At 60.8% G+C, this 15,786-nt stretch carries 14 protein-coding genes; 8 read left to right on the top strand and 6 right to left on the bottom strand.

Translation table 11 applies throughout. The annotated features are described in order from the left end of the window. Window position 1: 1 nt before the first annotated feature. Window positions 2-889: a LysR family transcriptional regulator gene (locus AB4N47_RS21710; RefSeq protein WP_341638373.1), complete on the bottom strand. Its 888-nt coding sequence runs from the start codon at window positions 887-889 to the stop codon at window positions 2-4. A 138-nt stretch (window positions 890-1,027) separates the two neighbouring features. On the opposite strand from AB4N47_RS21710, the gene lysM reads away from it, so the two are divergent. Further along, window positions 1,028-1,477: a peptidoglycan-binding protein LysM gene (gene lysM / locus AB4N47_RS21705; RefSeq protein WP_016772168.1), complete on the top strand. Its 450-nt coding sequence runs from the start codon at window positions 1,028-1,030 to the stop codon at window positions 1,475-1,477. Window positions 1,478-1,571: 94 nt separating this feature from the next. On the opposite strand, the gene yrfG is transcribed toward lysM, so the two are convergent. Further along, window positions 1,572-2,234, bottom strand: coding sequence for a GMP/IMP nucleotidase (yrfG, locus tag AB4N47_RS21700; protein ID WP_341638374.1), 663 nt, complete (start codon window positions 2,232-2,234; stop codon window positions 1,572-1,574). Between the two features lie 88 nt (window positions 2,235-2,322). Between yrfG and nudE the strand changes: the two genes are divergently transcribed. Together nudE and cysQ are read left to right on the top strand one after the other, a co-directional pair. Beyond that, on the top strand, window positions 2,323-2,892 hold the full coding sequence (gene nudE / locus AB4N47_RS21695; protein WP_016772166.1) for an ADP compounds hydrolase NudE: 570 nt from the start codon (window positions 2,323-2,325) through the stop codon (window positions 2,890-2,892). Between the two features lie 7 nt (window positions 2,893-2,899). Further along, window positions 2,900-3,727 carry a 3'(2'),5'-bisphosphate nucleotidase CysQ gene (gene cysQ, locus AB4N47_RS21690; RefSeq protein ID WP_341638375.1) on the top strand — a complete coding sequence of 276 codons (828 nt, stop codon included), beginning with the start codon at window positions 2,900-2,902 and terminating at the stop codon, window positions 3,725-3,727. Window positions 3,728-3,930: 203 nt separating this feature from the next. On the opposite strand, the gene AB4N47_RS21685 is transcribed toward cysQ, so the two are convergent. Genes AB4N47_RS21685 through rfbC form a run of 4 tightly spaced genes read right to left on the bottom strand, consistent with a single transcriptional unit; the run spans window position 3,931 to window position 8,158 of the window. Next, complete coding sequence (locus tag AB4N47_RS21685; protein WP_341638376.1) at window positions 3,931-4,386, bottom strand: YiiD C-terminal domain-containing protein; 456 nt, start codon at window positions 4,384-4,386, stop codon at window positions 3,931-3,933. Then, on the bottom strand, window positions 4,383-5,765 hold the full coding sequence (locus AB4N47_RS21680) for a sigma-54-dependent transcriptional regulator (protein ID WP_071174083.1): 1,383 nt from the start codon (window positions 5,763-5,765) through the stop codon (window positions 4,383-4,385). The genes AB4N47_RS21685 and AB4N47_RS21680 overlap by 4 nt, the downstream gene beginning before the upstream one ends. Next, window positions 5,762-7,570, bottom strand: a complete 1,809-nt coding sequence (locus AB4N47_RS21675; RefSeq protein ID WP_341638377.1) for a sensor histidine kinase — start codon at window positions 7,568-7,570, stop codon at window positions 5,762-5,764. Before AB4N47_RS21675 ends, AB4N47_RS21680 begins: the two co-directional genes overlap by 4 nt. Before the next feature lie 42 nt (window positions 7,571-7,612). Then, window positions 7,613-8,158 carry a dTDP-4-dehydrorhamnose 3,5-epimerase gene (gene rfbC, locus AB4N47_RS21670; protein WP_341638378.1) on the bottom strand — a complete coding sequence of 182 codons (546 nt, stop codon included), beginning with the start codon at window positions 8,156-8,158 and terminating at the stop codon, window positions 7,613-7,615. Window positions 8,159-8,317: 159 nt separating this feature from the next. Here rfbC and AB4N47_RS21665 point away from each other — a divergent pair, with 159 nt between their 5' ends. The 5 genes from AB4N47_RS21665 (at window position 8,318) to AB4N47_RS21645 (ending at window position 15,742) form a co-directional block, all read left to right on the top strand. Continuing rightward, on the top strand, window positions 8,318-11,230 hold the full coding sequence (locus AB4N47_RS21665) for an aminotransferase (protein ID WP_341638379.1): 2,913 nt from the start codon (window positions 8,318-8,320) through the stop codon (window positions 11,228-11,230). A gap of 304 nt (window positions 11,231-11,534) precedes the next feature. Next, window positions 11,535-12,413, top strand: coding sequence for an N-carbamoylputrescine amidase (aguB, locus tag AB4N47_RS21660; protein ID WP_341638380.1), 879 nt, complete (start codon window positions 11,535-11,537; stop codon window positions 12,411-12,413). Beyond that, window positions 12,413-13,519: an agmatine deiminase gene (gene aguA / locus AB4N47_RS21655; protein WP_341638381.1), complete on the top strand. Its 1,107-nt coding sequence runs from the start codon at window positions 12,413-12,415 to the stop codon at window positions 13,517-13,519. Before aguB ends, aguA begins: the two co-directional genes overlap by 1 nt. Window positions 13,520-13,764: 245 nt before the next feature. Next, window positions 13,765-13,977 (top strand): hypothetical protein, encoded by a 213-nt coding sequence (locus tag AB4N47_RS21650; protein ID WP_016772156.1) that lies wholly within the window; start codon window positions 13,765-13,767, stop codon window positions 13,975-13,977. 460 nt (window positions 13,978-14,437) lie between these two features. Next, the gene (locus tag AB4N47_RS21645) at window positions 14,438-15,742 is read left to right on the top strand and encodes an OprD family porin (RefSeq protein ID WP_056787155.1); all 1,305 of its coding nucleotides are present in this window, start codon (window positions 14,438-14,440) and stop codon (window positions 15,740-15,742) included. Window positions 15,743-15,786 lie beyond the last annotated feature (44 nt).

Raw genomic sequence — 15,786 nt, 5'->3', positions numbered from 1 at the left:
ATCAAGCGTCTTTTGACGATTTGTGATAAAGCGCGAAACAGGCTTCTGCCAGCGCTGAACGCGGCGCGCCACGGCGCATGATCAGCCCCAGTGGCGCGAGGGTGTGGGCATTTTCGATCGGTTGCAGACGCAGGTGATCAGCGAGGGTTTCCGCGCCGCCATCAAGCGGCATGATCGCGCAGCAAAAACCGCCGTGTACTGCTTGCAGCAGTTGATGCACGGCGTCGGTTTGCAACAGCGGTTGCGGGGTCAGGCCACGGCTGTGGAAGTTGTGGTCGATGGACTGGCGAAAGTGCATGCCGCTGGTGAGCATGCACAGCGGCAGTTCGATCAGCGACTCCCAGCTCAGGGGTTCTTCGCCGAAGTTGAACGAGCGCTCGTCATAGAGCAGGCCCATGCGCGTCTCGTTGAAGGCCAGCGAATCGAAGCGCTCGCTGTCCAGGCGCTCCAGATACGACACGCCAATGTCGATGCGGTTGTTCGCCAAGTGTTCGAGCACTTGCTCGGAGCTCAGCGACGACAGCTCGAAGCGCAAGTCCGGGTGCGCCGCGTGCAGTCGTTGCATCAGCGGCAAGGGATCGAAACTCGACAGCGGCACCACGCCCAGGCGCAGCGTACCGATCAGGTTGCCGCGACAGGCCGCCGCTTCCGCCTGCAAGCCGTCGTAAGCCGCCAGCACCGTGCGCGCCCACGCCAGCACGCGCTCGCCCGGCGCGGTGAAACCTTCGAAGCGCTGGCCACGGTTGACCAATGGCAGATCAAGTTCTTCTTCGAGGCTGCGCAAGCGCATCGACAGGGTCGGCTGGGTGATGTGGCAGCGCGCGGCGGCCTGGCCGAAATGGCGGGTTTCGTCGAGGGCGATGAGGAATTTCAGCTGCTTGATGTCCATCTTCGCTCCGGGCGGTTGGCGGGGTGTGGCGATTCTACCGCCTGCGGCGCGGCAGCGTCATTGGTCGGACCGGAACCGGGTTTGGCTAGGGTGGTCTAGGCTTGGACGACTGACCCTTTATTACATGGAGTGAATGCAATGAGCCTGTTCAGTTTTTTGAAAGAAGCCGGTGAAAAGATTCTCGATGCGCTGACGCCGGACAAGGCCGAGGCCAACAGCGCAGCGCTGACCAAGCACGTGCAGGAAGCGCTGACCGGTATCGATACGTCGAAGATCCAGGTCAAGGTTGAAGGCGAGAAGGTCATCGCCACGGGTGAAGCGGCGAGTCAGGAAGAGAAAGAAAAGATTCTCTTGGCCCTGGGTAACGTCGCCGGCGTGAGTGGCGTGGACGATCAGATCACCGTGACGGGTGGCGTTGCCGCTGCTGCAAAATTTGTCACGGTCGAGAAGGGCGACACGCTGAGTGCGATTTCCAAGCGCGTGTATGGCGACGCCAACCAGTACAACAAGATTTTCGAGGCCAACAAACCTCAGCTCAAACATCCAGACAAGATCTACCCGGGACAAGTACTGCGTATTCCCGAATAACATTCGAAAGCGCTTTCGCGAGCAGGCTCGCTCCCACATTTGAAACGCATTTCAGTGTGGGAGCGAGCCTGATCGCGAAGGCAGCAACGCGTCGTCAAAGCCCTGCAATCAAATCGCGGTAATCCTCGACGGCGGCAAACTCCGCTGTGTCCTTCGGCCCTTTGCGGCTGTCCGGTTCTTTCACCGCCAGCAAGTGCGCCACGCCAAAATCCCGTGCACTGCGCAGGATTGGCAAGGTGTCATCGATAAACAGGCTGCGCGCCGGATCAAAACCGATGTCCGCCTGCAAGGCATCCCAGAACTGCGGGTTCTCCTTGGGATAGCCGTAGTCATGCGAGCTGATCAGCCGCTCGAAGTATGGTGCGAGTTCGATCCGTTCCAGTTTCAACGACAGCGAATCGCGGTGTGCATTAGTGATCATGATCACCCGTTTGCCGGCGCGTTTGATCGCGTCGAGGAAGGTATCGGCATCCGCGCGCAGGGCGATCAGGTGGGCGGTTTCCTGTTTCAGTTCACGCACCGACAATTTCAGTTCCGCGCTCCAGAAATCCAGGCAATACCACTGCAACTGGCCGGCGTGGCGCTCGAACAATGGTTGCAATTCCAGCTCGGCCATGGCCCGGCTGATGCCGTGCAGTTCGGCGTAGCGCTGGGGCAGGTGTTCGAGCCAGAAATGGTTGTCGAAGTGCAGATCCAGCAGCGTGCCGTCCATGTCGAGCAGAACGGTATCGATGGCGGACCACGGTAATGAAGGCATGGCAACGTCTCGAACGGTGAAAAGATATCCGACGCAAACAATCGGGAAAGCCGCGTTATAGTAGCGCGTTCACGCCAAGGAGCTTTGCATGCGCCAGAAACCCACCGTACTCGCCCGCGAGATCGTCGCCACCAGTCGCCTGTTTCGCGTCGAAGAACTCAAGCTGCGATTTTCCAATGGCGTGGAGCGCACATACGAGCGTCTGGTCGGCAAGGGCGCGGGTTATGGCGCGGTGATGATCGTCGCGATGCTTGATGCCGAACACGCAGTGTTGATCGAGGAATACTGCGGCGGCACCGACGAATACGAACTGTCTCTGCCCAAAGGCCTGATCGAGCCGGGCGAGGACGTGCTGGCGGCGGCCGAGCGGGAACTCAAGGAAGAGGCCGGTTATGGCGCGCGTCAACTGGAGCATCTGACCGAGCTGTCGCTGTCGCCCGGTTACATGAGCCAGAAAATCCAAGTGGTGCTGGCCACTGATCTTTACGAGGAGCGGCTGGAAGGCGATGAGCCGGAGCCGATGCGGGTCGACAAGGTCAACCTGCGCGAACTGTCGGCGCTGGCGCAGAATCCGCAATTTTCCGAGGGCCGCGCCTTGGCGGCGCTGTATTTGACCCGTGACTTGCTGAGCCAGCGCGGGGTATTCAGCTATGAGTGAGACGTCGATGAATTTTCCCCATCCGTTGATGGCGCCAGTGGTTGAGTTGGCTTTACAGGCTGGCGAGGTGATCCTGCCGTTCTGGCGTGCCGGCGTTGAAGTCACGGCCAAGTCCGATGATTCGCCGGTCACGGCCGCCGACCTGGCTGCACATCATCTTATAGTTGCCGGGCTGACGGCGCTGGATCCGAGCATTCCGGTGCTGTCCGAAGAGGACGCCGACATCCCGCAGAGCGTGCGCGCCGGTTGGCAGCGCTGGTGGCTGGTGGATCCGCTGGACGGCACCAAGGAGTTCATCAGCGGTAGCGAGGAATTCACTGTGAACATCGCGCTGATCGAAAATGGCCGGGTGGTGTTTGGCGTGGTGACGATGCCGACCAACGGTCGTTTTTATGTCGGCGGTGCCGGATTTGGAGCCTGGCGTGGCGACGAGGGCGGTACGCCGACGGCGATTCAGGTGCGCGATGTGCCTGCACCGGGCGAGGCGTTTACTGTGGTGGCCAGCCGTCGCCATTCCAGTCCCGAGCAAGAGCGTTTGCTGGCCGGGTTGAGCGCCAGTCTTGGTGAGCTGCAACTGGCCAATATCGGCAGTTCCCTGAAGTTCTGTCTATTGGCCGAAGGTGCTGCCGATTGCTATCCGCGACTGGCGCCGACTTCGCAGTGGGACACGGCGGCAGCGCAGGGCGTGCTGGAAGGGGCGGGGGGCGAGGTGCTGGATTTGAGCGGCGAGGCGTTCAGTTATCCGCCGCGAGAATCACTGTTGAATGAGTTCTTTCTGGCGCTGCCGGCGAAGGCTGCGTGGCGCGAGAGATTGTTGGAGTTGGCTCGAGGTTAACTGCTGAACCGGAATTCCCCCTCACCCCAGCCCTCTCCCCCAGGAGAGGGAGCCGACCGAGTTGTCTGGCGCTATGCATCGACCTGGAGAATCGAGTCGATTGTGGATTCGGCGAAGCAGTTTCAGGTCGACGTAAATCTGTAGCATCCCCGTATCGGTTCCCTCTCCCTCGGGAGAGGGCTAGGGTGAGGGGCTGTTGATCCTCAACGGTGCAAAACGTACTGCCCGATAAATCTCACTGCCTCGTCCTCGCTTCCCGCATTCAGGATCCGCGTATCCAGCGTCAACCGCGCCCGTCCATAGCGCCGATACATCGTCACAAAGCGCTTCCACACCGCCGCATCCGGCGCCGGGCAGATGGCCACGGCGTCTCCCGTTACCGGCAGCGGATAACTGATCTGCCCTTCCTGGATGACGATGTGTCCGTCGGCAATCCCTTCTTCCTTCAAACGCAGATGCAACCAGCCCCAGCCGGCCAGCACCGCGCCGCAGTAGAGGCTGCCGCCAAACATGGTGCTCTTGTGATTGACGTTGGGCGCGAGGGGCAGGTGCAGGCTCAGTTGCTGCTCGCGCCAATCGAGCACCTCGAGGCCCATCTCGGCGGTCAGCGGAATGTCGTGATGCAGCACCGTTTGCAGGTATTCGCTTTCGCTGCTCATTCGTGGTCTTCCCCGTGGCTGCTGTCGCCGAAATTCAGACCGTGTTTGCGTAGCTTGTCATGCAGGGTCTTGCGCGGAATACCCAAGGCTTCGGCGAGGCTGCGCACCGAGCTGTGCGAGCGCGCCAGTTCGGCGGCGATCAGCGATTTCTCGAAGTTTTCCACTTGCTCGCTGAGGCCGCCACTGACCACTTCTACCGGCGTGCCGCCGCTGCCATCAGCGCTGTTGTCCAGTGCCAGCTCAAGCCCGAGGGCGAAGCGTTCGGCGGCATTTTGCAGTTCACGTACATTGCCCGGCCAGGTGTGGCGCAGCAGAAGCGCGCGGTGTGCCGGTTGCAGCTCGTGGGGGGGCAAGCCGTGACGGGCGCTGGCTTCATCGGCGTAATGCTGGAACAGCACCAGTGCGTCTTCGCCCCTTTCGCGCAGCGGCGGGATGCGCAGCGGCGCGACGTTGAGGCGGTAATACAAGTCGGCGCGGAAGCGACCCTGATCCGCCGCCTGACGCAGGTCCTCCTTGGTCGCGGCGATGACGCGGATGTCCAGCGGGATCAACTGATTGCCGCCCAGACGCTCGACGACTCGCTCCTGCAGCATGCGCAGCAATTTCACTTGCACGTCCATGCTCATGCTTTCGATTTCGTCGAGGAACAGCGTGCCGCCGTTGGCGAATTCGAATTTGCCGATGCGGCGTTTCTGCGCGCCGGTGAAAGCGCCGGGCTCGTGACCGAACAGCTCGCTTTCCACCACCGATTCCGCCAGGGCGCCGGCGTTGATCGCCACGAACGGGCCGTTGCGGCGGCTCGACAAGTCGTGCAGCGCGCGGGCAACCACCTCTTTACCGGCGCCGGTTTCGCCGAGGATCAGCACGTCAGCCTTGGTCGCCGCCAGCGCACCGATCTGCTCACGCAGACGCAGCATCGGCGTCGAATGGCCGACCAGTCGCGCGCTCAATTCGTTGCGGTCGCTCAAGGCCAGACGCAGGCTGCGGTTGTCCAGCACCAGCCGCCGTAGCGCGAGGGCGCGACGGACGCTGTCGAGCAGCGCGTCGCTGGCAAAGGGTTTTTCCAGAAAATCGTAAGCGCCGGCGCGCATCGCCTGCACTGCCAGCGGTACGTCGCCATGGCCGGTGATCAGCAGCACCGGCAGCTCCGGATCCTGTGCATGCAACTCGCTCAACAGTTCGAGGCCGTCCATGCCCGGCATGCGGATGTCGCTGACCACCACCCCCGGCCAGTCACGCTCAAGCTGTGCCGCCAGCCCTTTGGCTTCGGACAGTGGCAGGATTTTCAGGCCGGCCAGGTCCAGGGTCTGGCCGAGGGCCTGGCGCAAGTGCGGATCGTCGTCGATCAACACTACCTGGATGCGATTGTCGATGGTCATGCACTTCGATCCTCGGAAGGTTGCAGGCTGACTCCGGGCGCGCCGGCACGCAGGCGCAGGGTAATCAGGGCACCGCCCTGTTTGTGGTTGGCGAACGACAGCTCGCCACCAAAGGCGCGCATCAGCGTTTCACAAATGGCCAGTCCCAGACCCAGACCCTGTGTGCGGGTCTTGGTGGTGTAAAAGGGCTCGCTGGCGCGGCCAAGAGCTTCCATGCAGAACCCGGGGCCGTTGTCGCGAATGTACAGATTGACGCCGTCGGCGGTGGCTTCGGCACTCAGCCACAATTTGCGCGGCGGGCCTTTTTCGGTGAGCGCATCGAGGGCGTTGGCCAGCAGATTGCCCAGCACTTGGCGCAAGCGGGTTTCGCCGGCCTCTACCCACAGCGTGGCGGCGGGCAAGTCGCGGATCAGTTCGACTTCCATGCTGCGCCGACGTTTGGCCAGCAATGCCAGCGCATCGTCCAGCGCCGGTTGCAGGGCAACGCTTTCCGGTGCGTGGCGATCGCGGCGGGCGAAGGCGCGCAGGTGGGCGATGATCGAGGCCATGCGCCCGGTCAATTCGCTGATCAGCTTGAGGTTGCCGCGCGCGTCCTCGGTGCGCTGATGATCGAGCAGCACTTCGGCGTTTTCCGCATAGCTGCGAATCGCCGCCAGGGGTTGATTGAGTTCGTGACTGATGCTCGCCGACATGGTCCCCAGCGCCGACAATTTGCCCGCCTGGACCAGATCGTCTTGGGCGCGCACCAGCTCCTGCTGCGCTTGCTCACGCTCGAGCACTTCCTGCTTCAAACGCCGGTTGAGGCCCTCCAGATCGCTGGTACGTTCAGCCACCCGGCCTTCCAGTTCGCGGCGCGCCTTGGCCTCAAATGCGATGCGCTCCAGATAGTGCCGGCGACGTTGCATCATCAGACCCACCAGCAGCATGACCACCAACAGCGTGGCGCCGCCGATCGCGACCACCGTGCGCACCGGACGATCGATCAGCGTGCGCGGGGCGAGGATGCTGACGCTCCAGCCGGTTTCGGCGATGTCGTGGGTCTGCGTCAGCCAGGCGCCGGGGCTCAGGTTCAGCGGCCGCGGTTCGCGGGTCGGGTAGGGCTGGATCGCGGTGATCGCCGCGCGCTCGGTTTCGCTCAGCTCACGGGTGGCGCGAAAACGCCATTCCGGGCGAGAGGTGAGGATGACCACGCCGTTATGGTCGGTCACCAGCAATTGTTCCGGGGTTTTGCCCCACAGGCTTTCGGTATGGTCGAGGTCGACCTTGATCACCAGCACGCCGATGATTTTCTCACCGTTGCGCACAGCAGCGGCGAAGAAGTAGCCGCGTTTGGCGGAAGTGGTGCCGAGGCCGAAGAAGCGTCCGAGGCGCCCGGCCATGGCTTCGCTGAAATACGGGCGGAAGGCGAAGTTGCGGCCGACGAAGCTGTCGCGTTTGTCCCAGTTCGACGCCGCCAGCGTCTGGCCGGACGTGTCCATCAGGTACATGACTTCAGCGCCGGTCTGCGCGGCGATGTTTTTCAGCAAGCGATTGGCGTTGCCTTGGGTCACGCCGTCGTCCGGCGCACCAAGCACCGCGCGCAGGGCCGGCAGATCGCCGAGAATCTGCGGCAACACTTCGTAGCGATGCAGGGTGCCGAGCAGGTTGGCCACGTAAAGATCGAGGGTCTGGCGATTCTGCCCGGCGAGCTCGCTGCGGTAATAGCGTTCGGCGAGGTGTTCCAGCGGCCACAGCAGCGGCGCCAGGCACAGGGCCAACAGTGCAAGGCTGCGCCAGCGAGGTCTGCGGGGGAGCGGTGGTTTCATGTGCCGGATACGCCTGAGGTGACAGGCGCATTATGCCCGGCCTCAGGCGAAGACGTCAGCGTCCTTAAGCAGCGCGGCCGCCTGGTCCTTGGCCGACAGCTTCGGCGCTTCGTCCAGTTGCCAGTCGATGCCCAGCGCCGGGTCGTCCCAGCGAATGCTGCGCTCGGAAGACGGGTCGTAATAGTTGGTGGTCTTGTAAAGAAATTCGGCGAACTCGCTCAGCACCACGAAGCCGTGAGCGAAACCTTCCGGTATCCATACCTGACGATGGTTTTCCGCCGACAGGCGCACCGCCACCGATTTGCCGAAGTGCGGCGAACTGCGACGGATGTCAACCGCCACATCGAGCACTTCACCTGCGGTCACGCGAACCAGTTTGCCCTGGGTGTTCTGCAACTGGTAATGCAGGCCACGCAGCACGCCTTTTTGCGAGCGCGAATGGTTGTCCTGCACAAACTGCGTTTCCAGACCGGTGGCGTCCTGAAACGCCTCGGCATTGAAACTCTCGTAGAAAAAACCACGCTCGTCGCCAAACACCTTGGGTTCGATGATCAGAACACCGGGCAGATCGGTGGTGATGACATTCATGAGGATTTCCGTTGATAGGTGAATGGCCGACATTCTTGCGCAAAGCGCTGCGGGGCGCGAGTGTTGGGTTTGAATTGGAGCGTTCATTGAAGCCGGGGGTTGCGTAACCGCCAAGGCGATGGCGATATAAGCGCCTAATAAAACTTCAGGGGTCGTTTCATGCCGCTCGCCACGTTGATTCATCGCGCCAGTTTGCCCGGTCCGCAGGTTTCAGAGGCGCAGGCGCTGCAATGGCTGGCCGAATATTACGGGTTCAGCGGCACGTTGCAGGCGCTGGGCAGCCAGCAGGATCTGAATTATCGCGTCGACAGCGAGCGTGGACGCTTTGTGCTGAAAGTCTGTCGTGGCGACTACGCTCTTGTGGAGCTGCAAGCCCAGCACGCCGGGCTCAAATACTTGGCCGAGCATTCGGCGATCAAGGTGCCGCGCGTCATCGCAGCCAATAACGGTGCAGATCTGTTGTCGCTGCAAGCCAATGGCGAAACGGTGCATGTGCGCTTGCTGGAGTATATCGACGGCCAGCCGTTGACCGATTTCGATCATCTTGGCCAGGACGTGGTCGCCGGGTTTGGCCGACTCTGTGGCGAGATGGATCTGGCCCTGGCAGGCTTCGATCACCCGGGCCTTGAACGCACCTTGCAGTGGGACGCGCGTCACGCCAACGCTTTGATCAGTCATCTGTTGCCGGTGATCACCGACGCGCAGCAGCGTGCGGTGATCAGCGCTGCCGCCGAGCAGGCCGAGCGCCGTTTGCAGCCGTTGCTGGACAAACTGCCGGTGCAGGCGATCCACATGGATATCACCGATGACAACGCCGTTTGGGCGCGTGATGCCCAGCGGCATTGGCAGTTGCAGGGTGTGATCGACTTCGGTGATCTGGTGCGCACCTGGCGCATCACTGATCTGTCGGTGACCTGTGCGGCTTTGCTGCATCACGCCGATGGCGATCCGTTTGTCATCCTGCCGGCGGTCCAGGCTTATCACGCGGTCAATCCGTTGCAGTACGCAGAGTTGCAAGCGCTGTGGCCATTGATCGTGGCGCGGGCGGCGGTGCTGGTGCTCAGTGGCGAGCAACAGGTGAGCATCGACCCCACCAATATGTATAGCCGCGACAATCTCAGTCACGAGTGGGAAATCTTTCGCGTCGCGACCTCGGTGCCGCAGGCGCTGATGGAAGCGGCAATTCTCACCGCCGTGGGCCAGACCGTGCAGAAGGTCGAAAACCCGGAATTTGCGCCATTGCTGCCCGGATTGGTCGGGCGCGAATTCGCGCTGATCGATCTGGGCGTGTTGAGCCCGCACTTCGAGGCGGGCAATTGGGAGCAGCCGGGCATTGATCAGCGCTTGCTGACAGAGGCCGCAGCGGTGCACGGGCTGGCGGCAACGCGTTATGGCCAGTACCGCTTGTCACATACTCGGCCAGACAGCGCGACTGAGCCGGACACGTTCCCGTTGCATGTCGAATTGCGTGTGCCGGCTGGAGCCGAAGTGCAAGCGCCGTTCGCCGGCGTTCTGAAGCAAGCGGCAAACGGTGCGCTGCAACTCGATGGCCCACAGTTCAGCGTTCGCCTGTGGGGCGTGACGCCTGTTCTTGAACATGGGGTGGCAGTGGATAGAGGCCAGAAACTCGGTGAAGTCACTGGGCCGCTGATCGTGCAGTTGTGCCGAGAAGCAGAACTCGACGCGCCGCTGTTCTGCACGCCGTCCCGTGCATCGGCTTGGCAGGCGTTGTGCCCGTCACCGGCGATGCTGCTCGGGCTGGCCTGCGACGCCGAGCCTGAGCTGGACGCGAAAACCCTGCTCGAACGCCGCGATGCCAGTTTTGCCCGCACGCAAAAACACTATTACGTTGACCCGCCGCGCATTGAACGCGGCTGGCGCAATCACCTGATTGATATGCACGGCCGATCCTATCTGGACATGCTCAACAACGTCGCCGTGCTCGGCCACGGTCACCCGCGGATGGCGGCGGTCGCGGCGCGGCAGTGGTCGTTGCTCAATACCAATTCGCGCTTCAACTACGCGGCGGTCGCCGAATTTTCCGAGCGCTTGCTGAAGCTGGCGCCGAAGGGCATGGATCGTGTGTTTCTGGTCAACAGCGGCAGCGAGGCCAATGACCTTGCGATTCGCCTGGCCTGGGCCTACAGCGGCGGGCGCGACATGATCAGCGTGCTTGAGGCGTATCACGGCTGGACGATCGGCGCCGATGCGGTATCGACGTCGATTGCCGACAACCCGAAAGCGTTGGAAAGTCGCCCGGACTGGGTGCACCCAGTGCCAGCGCCGAACACGTATCGCGGCGAATTCCGTGGCGCCGATTCGGCGCCGGATTACGTGCGCAGCGTCGAGCATCATCTGCAAAAACTGGCCGAGCAGAAGCGGCAACTGGCCGGTTTCATCTGCGAGCCGGTCTACGGCAATGCCGGGGGTATTTCTTTACCGCCGGGCTATTTGCCGCAGGTGTATGAAAAGGTCCGCGCGCAGGGCGGGGTGTGCATCGCTGACGAAGTGCAGGTCGGTTACGGGCGCATGGGCCATTTTTTCTGGGGCTTCGAACAGCAGGGCGTGGAGCCGGACATCATCACCATGGCCAAAGGCATGGGTAACGGTCAGCCACTTGGCGCGGTGATCACTCGCCGGGAAATCGCCGAGGCGCTGGAGGCCGAAGGCTATTTCTTCTCGTCGGCGGGCGGCAGTCCGGTCAGTTGCCAGATCGGCATGGCGGTGCTCGATGTGATGGAGGAAGAAAAGCTCTGGGAAAACGCCCAGGTCGTCGGCGGCCACTTCAAGGCGCGCCTGGAAGCGTTGATCGATAAACATCCGCTGGTCGGCGCGGTGCACGGCTCCGGGTTTTATCTCGGGCTGGAGCTCATCCGCAATCGGCAGACGCTGGAACCGGCAACTGCCGAGACTGCATTGCTGTGTGATCGCCTGCGCGAGTTGGGGATCTTCATGCAGCCGACGGGCGATGACTTGAACATTCTCAAAATCAAGCCACCGATGGTGACGTCGCGCCAGAGCGTGAATTTCTTTGTCGATATGCTGGATCGGGTGTTGAGCGAAGGCCTGTAAGCAAGGCACATCCCCTGTGGGAGCGAGCCTGCTCGCGAAAGCGGTGTATCAGTCGCCACATGCGTTGACTGATACACCGCATTCGCGAGCAGGGTCGCTTCCACATCTGTTTTCGGTCTAAGTCCGATTTGTATCGATTAAATTGGCGCTCAAACAGATAGATTCCTTCTGTACAGCTTTTAAAGCCGATATTTATCGGTTATAAAGTCGCCATTGCTCCGGCATGGTGATCTCTTGTCCGGTGCGCGCGTTTTCTTTTCGGTCGAATTCTTCGACCGTCAAAGCACTAGCCCGGAGATGATTCATGAGCCGTATCGTTACCGTCGCCGCCACGCAGATGGCCTGTTCGTGGGACCTGGAAGCCAACCTCGAAACCGCTGAAAGACTGGTCCGAGAAGCCGCCGGCAAAGGCGCGCAGATCATCCTCATCCAGGAACTGTTCGAGGCGCCGTATTTCTGCCAGAAGCCGAATCCGGATTACCTGCAACTGGCAACGACGGTTGAAGAAAACGTCGCCATCAAGCATTTCCGGAAAATCGCCAAAGAGCTGCAACTGGTGCTGCCGATCAGCTTCTACGAACTGGCCGGGCGTGCACGCTTCAACAGCATCGCGATCATCGACGCCGACGGCAGCAACCTCGGGATTTATCGCAAGAGCCACATCCCCGACGGCCCGGGCTATCACGAAAAGTATTACTTCAACCCGGGCGACACCGGCTTCAAGGTATGGAACACCCGTTACGCGAAAATCGGCGTTGGCATCTGCTGGGACCAGTGGTTCCCGGAAGCGGCACGCAGCATGGCCCTGCAAGGCGCGGAAATTCTCTTTTATCCAACCGCGATCGGCAGCGAGCCGCACGACAAGACCATTTCTTCGCGCGATCACTGGCAGCGGGTCCAGCAGGGCCATGCCGGCGCCAACCTGATGCCGCTGATTGCCAGCAACCGCATCGGCAATGAAGAGCAGGACGGCTACGACATCACCTTCTACGGCTCGTCGTTCATCGCCAACCAGTTCGGCGAAAAAGTGCAGGAGCTGAATAAAACCGAAGAAGGTATTCTTGTGCACACGTTCAACCTCGACGAGCTGGAACATATTCGCAGCGCGTGGGGTTCATTCCGCGACCGCCGGCCGAATCTGTACGGCGCGTTGAAAACCCTCGACGGTTCCCTGGAGTCCTGATGACCACATTGAAAAGTACGCCACGCGCCGATGGCTTCTACATGCCGGCCGAGTGGGCGCCACAAACCCAGACCTGGATGATCTGGCCCGAGCGCCCGGACAACTGGCGTCTGGGCGGCAAACCGGCGCAGGCCGCGCACGCCGCCGTGGCCAAAGCCATCGCCCGTTTCGAGCCGGTCTCGGTTGCCGTCTCCGCCGGCCAATACGAAAACGCCCGCGCGCGCCTCGATGTGCCGAATATCCGCGTGGTGGAGATGTCCAGCGACGACGCTTGGGTTCGCGACAGCGGCCCGACCTTTGTTATCAATAACCATGGCGAAGTACGCGGTGTGAACTGGGATTTCAACGCCTGGGGTGGTTTCGATGGCGGCCTGTATGCACCGTGGAACCGTGATTCGCAGGTCGGCGGCAAGATCCTCGAGATCGAGCGCAGCCCGCGTTACCGCACCGAAGGTTTCGTGCTCGAAGGCGGTTCGATTCATGTCGACGGCGAAGGCACGCTGATCACCACCGAAGAATGCTTGCTCAACCGCAATCGCAACCCGCACCTGAGCCGCGAAGAAATCGAGACGGTACTGCGTGACAACCTGTCCGTGGACAAGATCATCTGGTTGCCGGATGGCTTGTTCAACGATGAAACCGACGGCCACGTGGATAACTTCTGCTGCTACGTGCGTCCAGGCGAAGTGCTGCTGGCGTGGACCGATGATCCGCAGGATCCGAACTACCCGCGCTGCCAGGCCGCAATGAAAGTGCTGCAAAGCAGCACCGACGCCAAGGGCCGCCCGTTCACGGTGCACAAAATGCCGATTCCGGGGCCGCTGTACGCGACCGAAGAAGAGTGTGCCGGCGTCGATGCGGTGGACGGTTCGCAGGAGCGCAATCCTTCCGTGCGTCTGGCCGGTTCCTACGTGAACTTCCTGATCGTCAACGGCGGCATCATCGCGCCGAGCTTCGACGACCCGATGGATGCCCCGGCCAGGGAAATCCTGCAGAAACTGTTCCCGCAACACGAAGTCGTGATGGTGCCGGGCCGTGAACTGTTACTGGGTGGCGGCAATATTCACTGCCTTACCCAACAGCAGCCAGCCCCGCACAAAGAGTGAGTTGAGTCGTAACAGCTTGAGTTGATTCACAAAACAGCGAGGCAATGATTAGCTCGCTGCGCATGAAAGCAAGCCCGCGGCCCGTCAGGACCGCGGGCTTGTTTGTATCCGCCGGTCGACATTCGAGTCGCCTTGGCATAGCTCTTGTATTGCTCCTTATGCACTAGGGAGGGCGGGGAACTTCAACAGTTCTGTCACAAACCTTGGATAACGTAGCCGCTCACGAACGGGGAGAGAGCGCTGAAATGAACGCCGAAGTGAACGTAATCAGCGAGCGGACTGTGCATCCCATGGCCGTCAACGGCGAATCGCTCCAGCTTGTCGCGCACTGGTTGAAGTCCAATGGAACGCGTCAGATCAGACAACCTGATCCGCGCCGGATGATGATCGAGCGCTACCCCGCTGGCCTGTTCAGCGAGGCCGAGCTGGAAGCCTTGTGGGATGTGATGGAAGGATAAGAACAATAGGGATTGGTAAAAGCGCTGCCGGGATGGCGGCGCTTTTTTTGCCTGATTTTTATCCACAGGTATTCAAAGGTGGGAGCGAGCCTGCTCGCGAAGGCGTCAGCCCTGCCAATGACTTTGTTGAATGATCCAGCGCTTCGCGAGCAGGCTCGCTCCCACAGTTCAAACTCTCTGTTTAATCGGTTTTTTCTGCAACCGCCCAGCAAAAAAATTACGTTTCTTAGACGTTTTTCGCCTATTTAAAGACGATTCTTGAAATTGACACACAGTTCAGGGCGCGGCTACGATTCGGCCCAACGCCTGTGGCTAACCGCCATGACTCAAAATAAGGAGCAGGCCCGCCATGACGTTAACGTCGGCGGGCTTTTTTGTTTCGGGGTGAATACAAGAGTGCAGAAAGCGCCGTTTCAGCCGTTCGACACAGCGCGTTTCAACCCGTAATAAGGAAAACAAAATGTTGAACAAGCGAATCAGTCTGATCGCACTGGGGATGTTGAGTGCTACACAGGCCATGGCTAACGACCAGGCCGAATCCAAGGGTTTCGTTGAAGACAGCAGCCTGAAAGTACTGTTGCGCAACGCCTACATCAATCGTGATTACAAAGACGGTAACAAGGACAAGGCCGAATGGGGCCAAGCGGCCATCGGTACGTTCTCGTCGGGCTTCACTCAAGGCACCGTCGGTGTCGGCGTGGACGCTTTCGGTCTGTACGCATTGCGCCTGGACGGCGGCAAGGGCCGTAGCGGCGCCGGCGGCATCGACTTCTTCAAACAGGAAAATGACGGTCGTGCGAACCACGACATCGCCAAGGGCGGTGCTGCGGTCAAGTTTCGCGTATCCAACACCGTACTGACCTACGGCGACCAGATGCCGGCCCTGCCGGTGCTGAGCTACGACAACGTGCGTCTGCTGCCGGAAAGCTATACCGGTACTTTGATCACCTCCCGTGAGATCCAAGGCCTGGAATTGAACGCCGGCCGATTCACCGCCGAGTCGCGCAAGAGCGATGAAGGCCGTGACAGCGGCGGTCTGAAGTCGATCAACGTGTTGGGCGGCAGCTATCAGTTCACCGAACACTTCAAAGGCGCGCTGTATGCGTCCGACGTTGAAGACGTCTTGAAGAAACAGTACGTGAACGCCAACTATGTGATTCCGTTCAACAAGGATCAGTCCCTGACCCTGGACTTCAACGGCTATCGCACCAAGCTGGACAGCTCGTACGTACGCGAAAACACCGTGCCGGGCGAAAGCATCGTCACTGGTCGCGACAATAAGATCTGGAGCCTGGCAGCCACTTTCGCCACCGGCCCGCACTCGTTCACCGTGGCGCATCAGCGTTCCACTGGCGACAGCAACCTGGGCTACGCCTATGGCGGCTACCAGAAAGACCAGGGTCGTGTCGGCGACGGTGGTAACTCCATCTACCTGGCCAACTCCTACTGGTCTGACTTCAACGCCGAAGACGAACGCAGCTGGCAGCTGGGTTACGGCCTGGACTTTGGTTCGTTCGGCGTTCCGGGTCTGAGCTACAACTTCGCTTACGTGCGCGGCGACAACATCACCACGTCCACCAGCGAAGGCGGCACCGAGCGCGAGATCTTCAACCAGTTCAAGTACGTCGTGCAAAGTGGCCCGGCCAAAGACCTGAGCGTGAAGTTGCGCAGTTCGATCCTGCGCGTGTCGCAGAAATCCAGCGAGTACAACGTCAGCGGTAACGAGCTGCGTGTATTCGTGGACTATCCGATCAACATCTTCTGATGATCGATCCGCTGTAAGAAAAATGAGAAAACCCCGATTCGTTC

Source organism: Pseudomonas sp. S3_G06, assembly GCF_054667565.1.
This window is presented reverse-complemented; position numbering and strand designations above follow the sequence as displayed.

Bases quoted from the DNA above. Each gene is read 5' to 3' on its own strand.
- aguB (WP_341638380.1), top strand. From the start codon at position 11,535: ATGAGCCGTATCGTTACCGTCGCCGCCACGCAGATGGCCTGTTCGTGG.
- aguA (WP_341638381.1), top strand. From the start codon at position 12,413: ATGACCACATTGAAAAGTACGCCACGCGCCGATGGCTTCTACATGCCG.
- AB4N47_RS21710 (WP_341638373.1), bottom strand. From the start codon at position 889: ATGGACATCAAGCAGCTGAAATTCCTCATCGCCCTCGACGAAACCCGC.
- nudE (WP_016772166.1), top strand. From the start codon at position 2,323: ATGCGCCAGAAACCCACCGTACTCGCCCGCGAGATCGTCGCCACCAGT.
- AB4N47_RS21650 (WP_016772156.1), top strand. From the start codon at position 13,765: ATGAACGCCGAAGTGAACGTAATCAGCGAGCGGACTGTGCATCCCATG.
- AB4N47_RS21645 (WP_056787155.1), top strand. From the start codon at position 14,438: ATGTTGAACAAGCGAATCAGTCTGATCGCACTGGGGATGTTGAGTGCT.
- AB4N47_RS21675 (WP_341638377.1), bottom strand. From the start codon at position 7,570: ATGAAACCACCGCTCCCCCGCAGACCTCGCTGGCGCAGCCTTGCACTG.
- rfbC (WP_341638378.1), bottom strand. From the start codon at position 8,158: ATGAATGTCATCACCACCGATCTGCCCGGTGTTCTGATCATCGAACCC.
- lysM (WP_016772168.1), top strand. From the start codon at position 1,028: ATGAGCCTGTTCAGTTTTTTGAAAGAAGCCGGTGAAAAGATTCTCGAT.
- yrfG (WP_341638374.1), bottom strand. From the start codon at position 2,234: ATGCCTTCATTACCGTGGTCCGCCATCGATACCGTTCTGCTCGACATG.
- AB4N47_RS21685 (WP_341638376.1), bottom strand. From the start codon at position 4,386: ATGAGCAGCGAAAGCGAATACCTGCAAACGGTGCTGCATCACGACATT.
- AB4N47_RS21680 (WP_071174083.1), bottom strand. From the start codon at position 5,765: ATGACCATCGACAATCGCATCCAGGTAGTGTTGATCGACGACGATCCG.
- cysQ (WP_341638375.1), top strand. From the start codon at position 2,900: ATGAATTTTCCCCATCCGTTGATGGCGCCAGTGGTTGAGTTGGCTTTA.
- AB4N47_RS21665 (WP_341638379.1), top strand. From the start codon at position 8,318: ATGCCGCTCGCCACGTTGATTCATCGCGCCAGTTTGCCCGGTCCGCAG.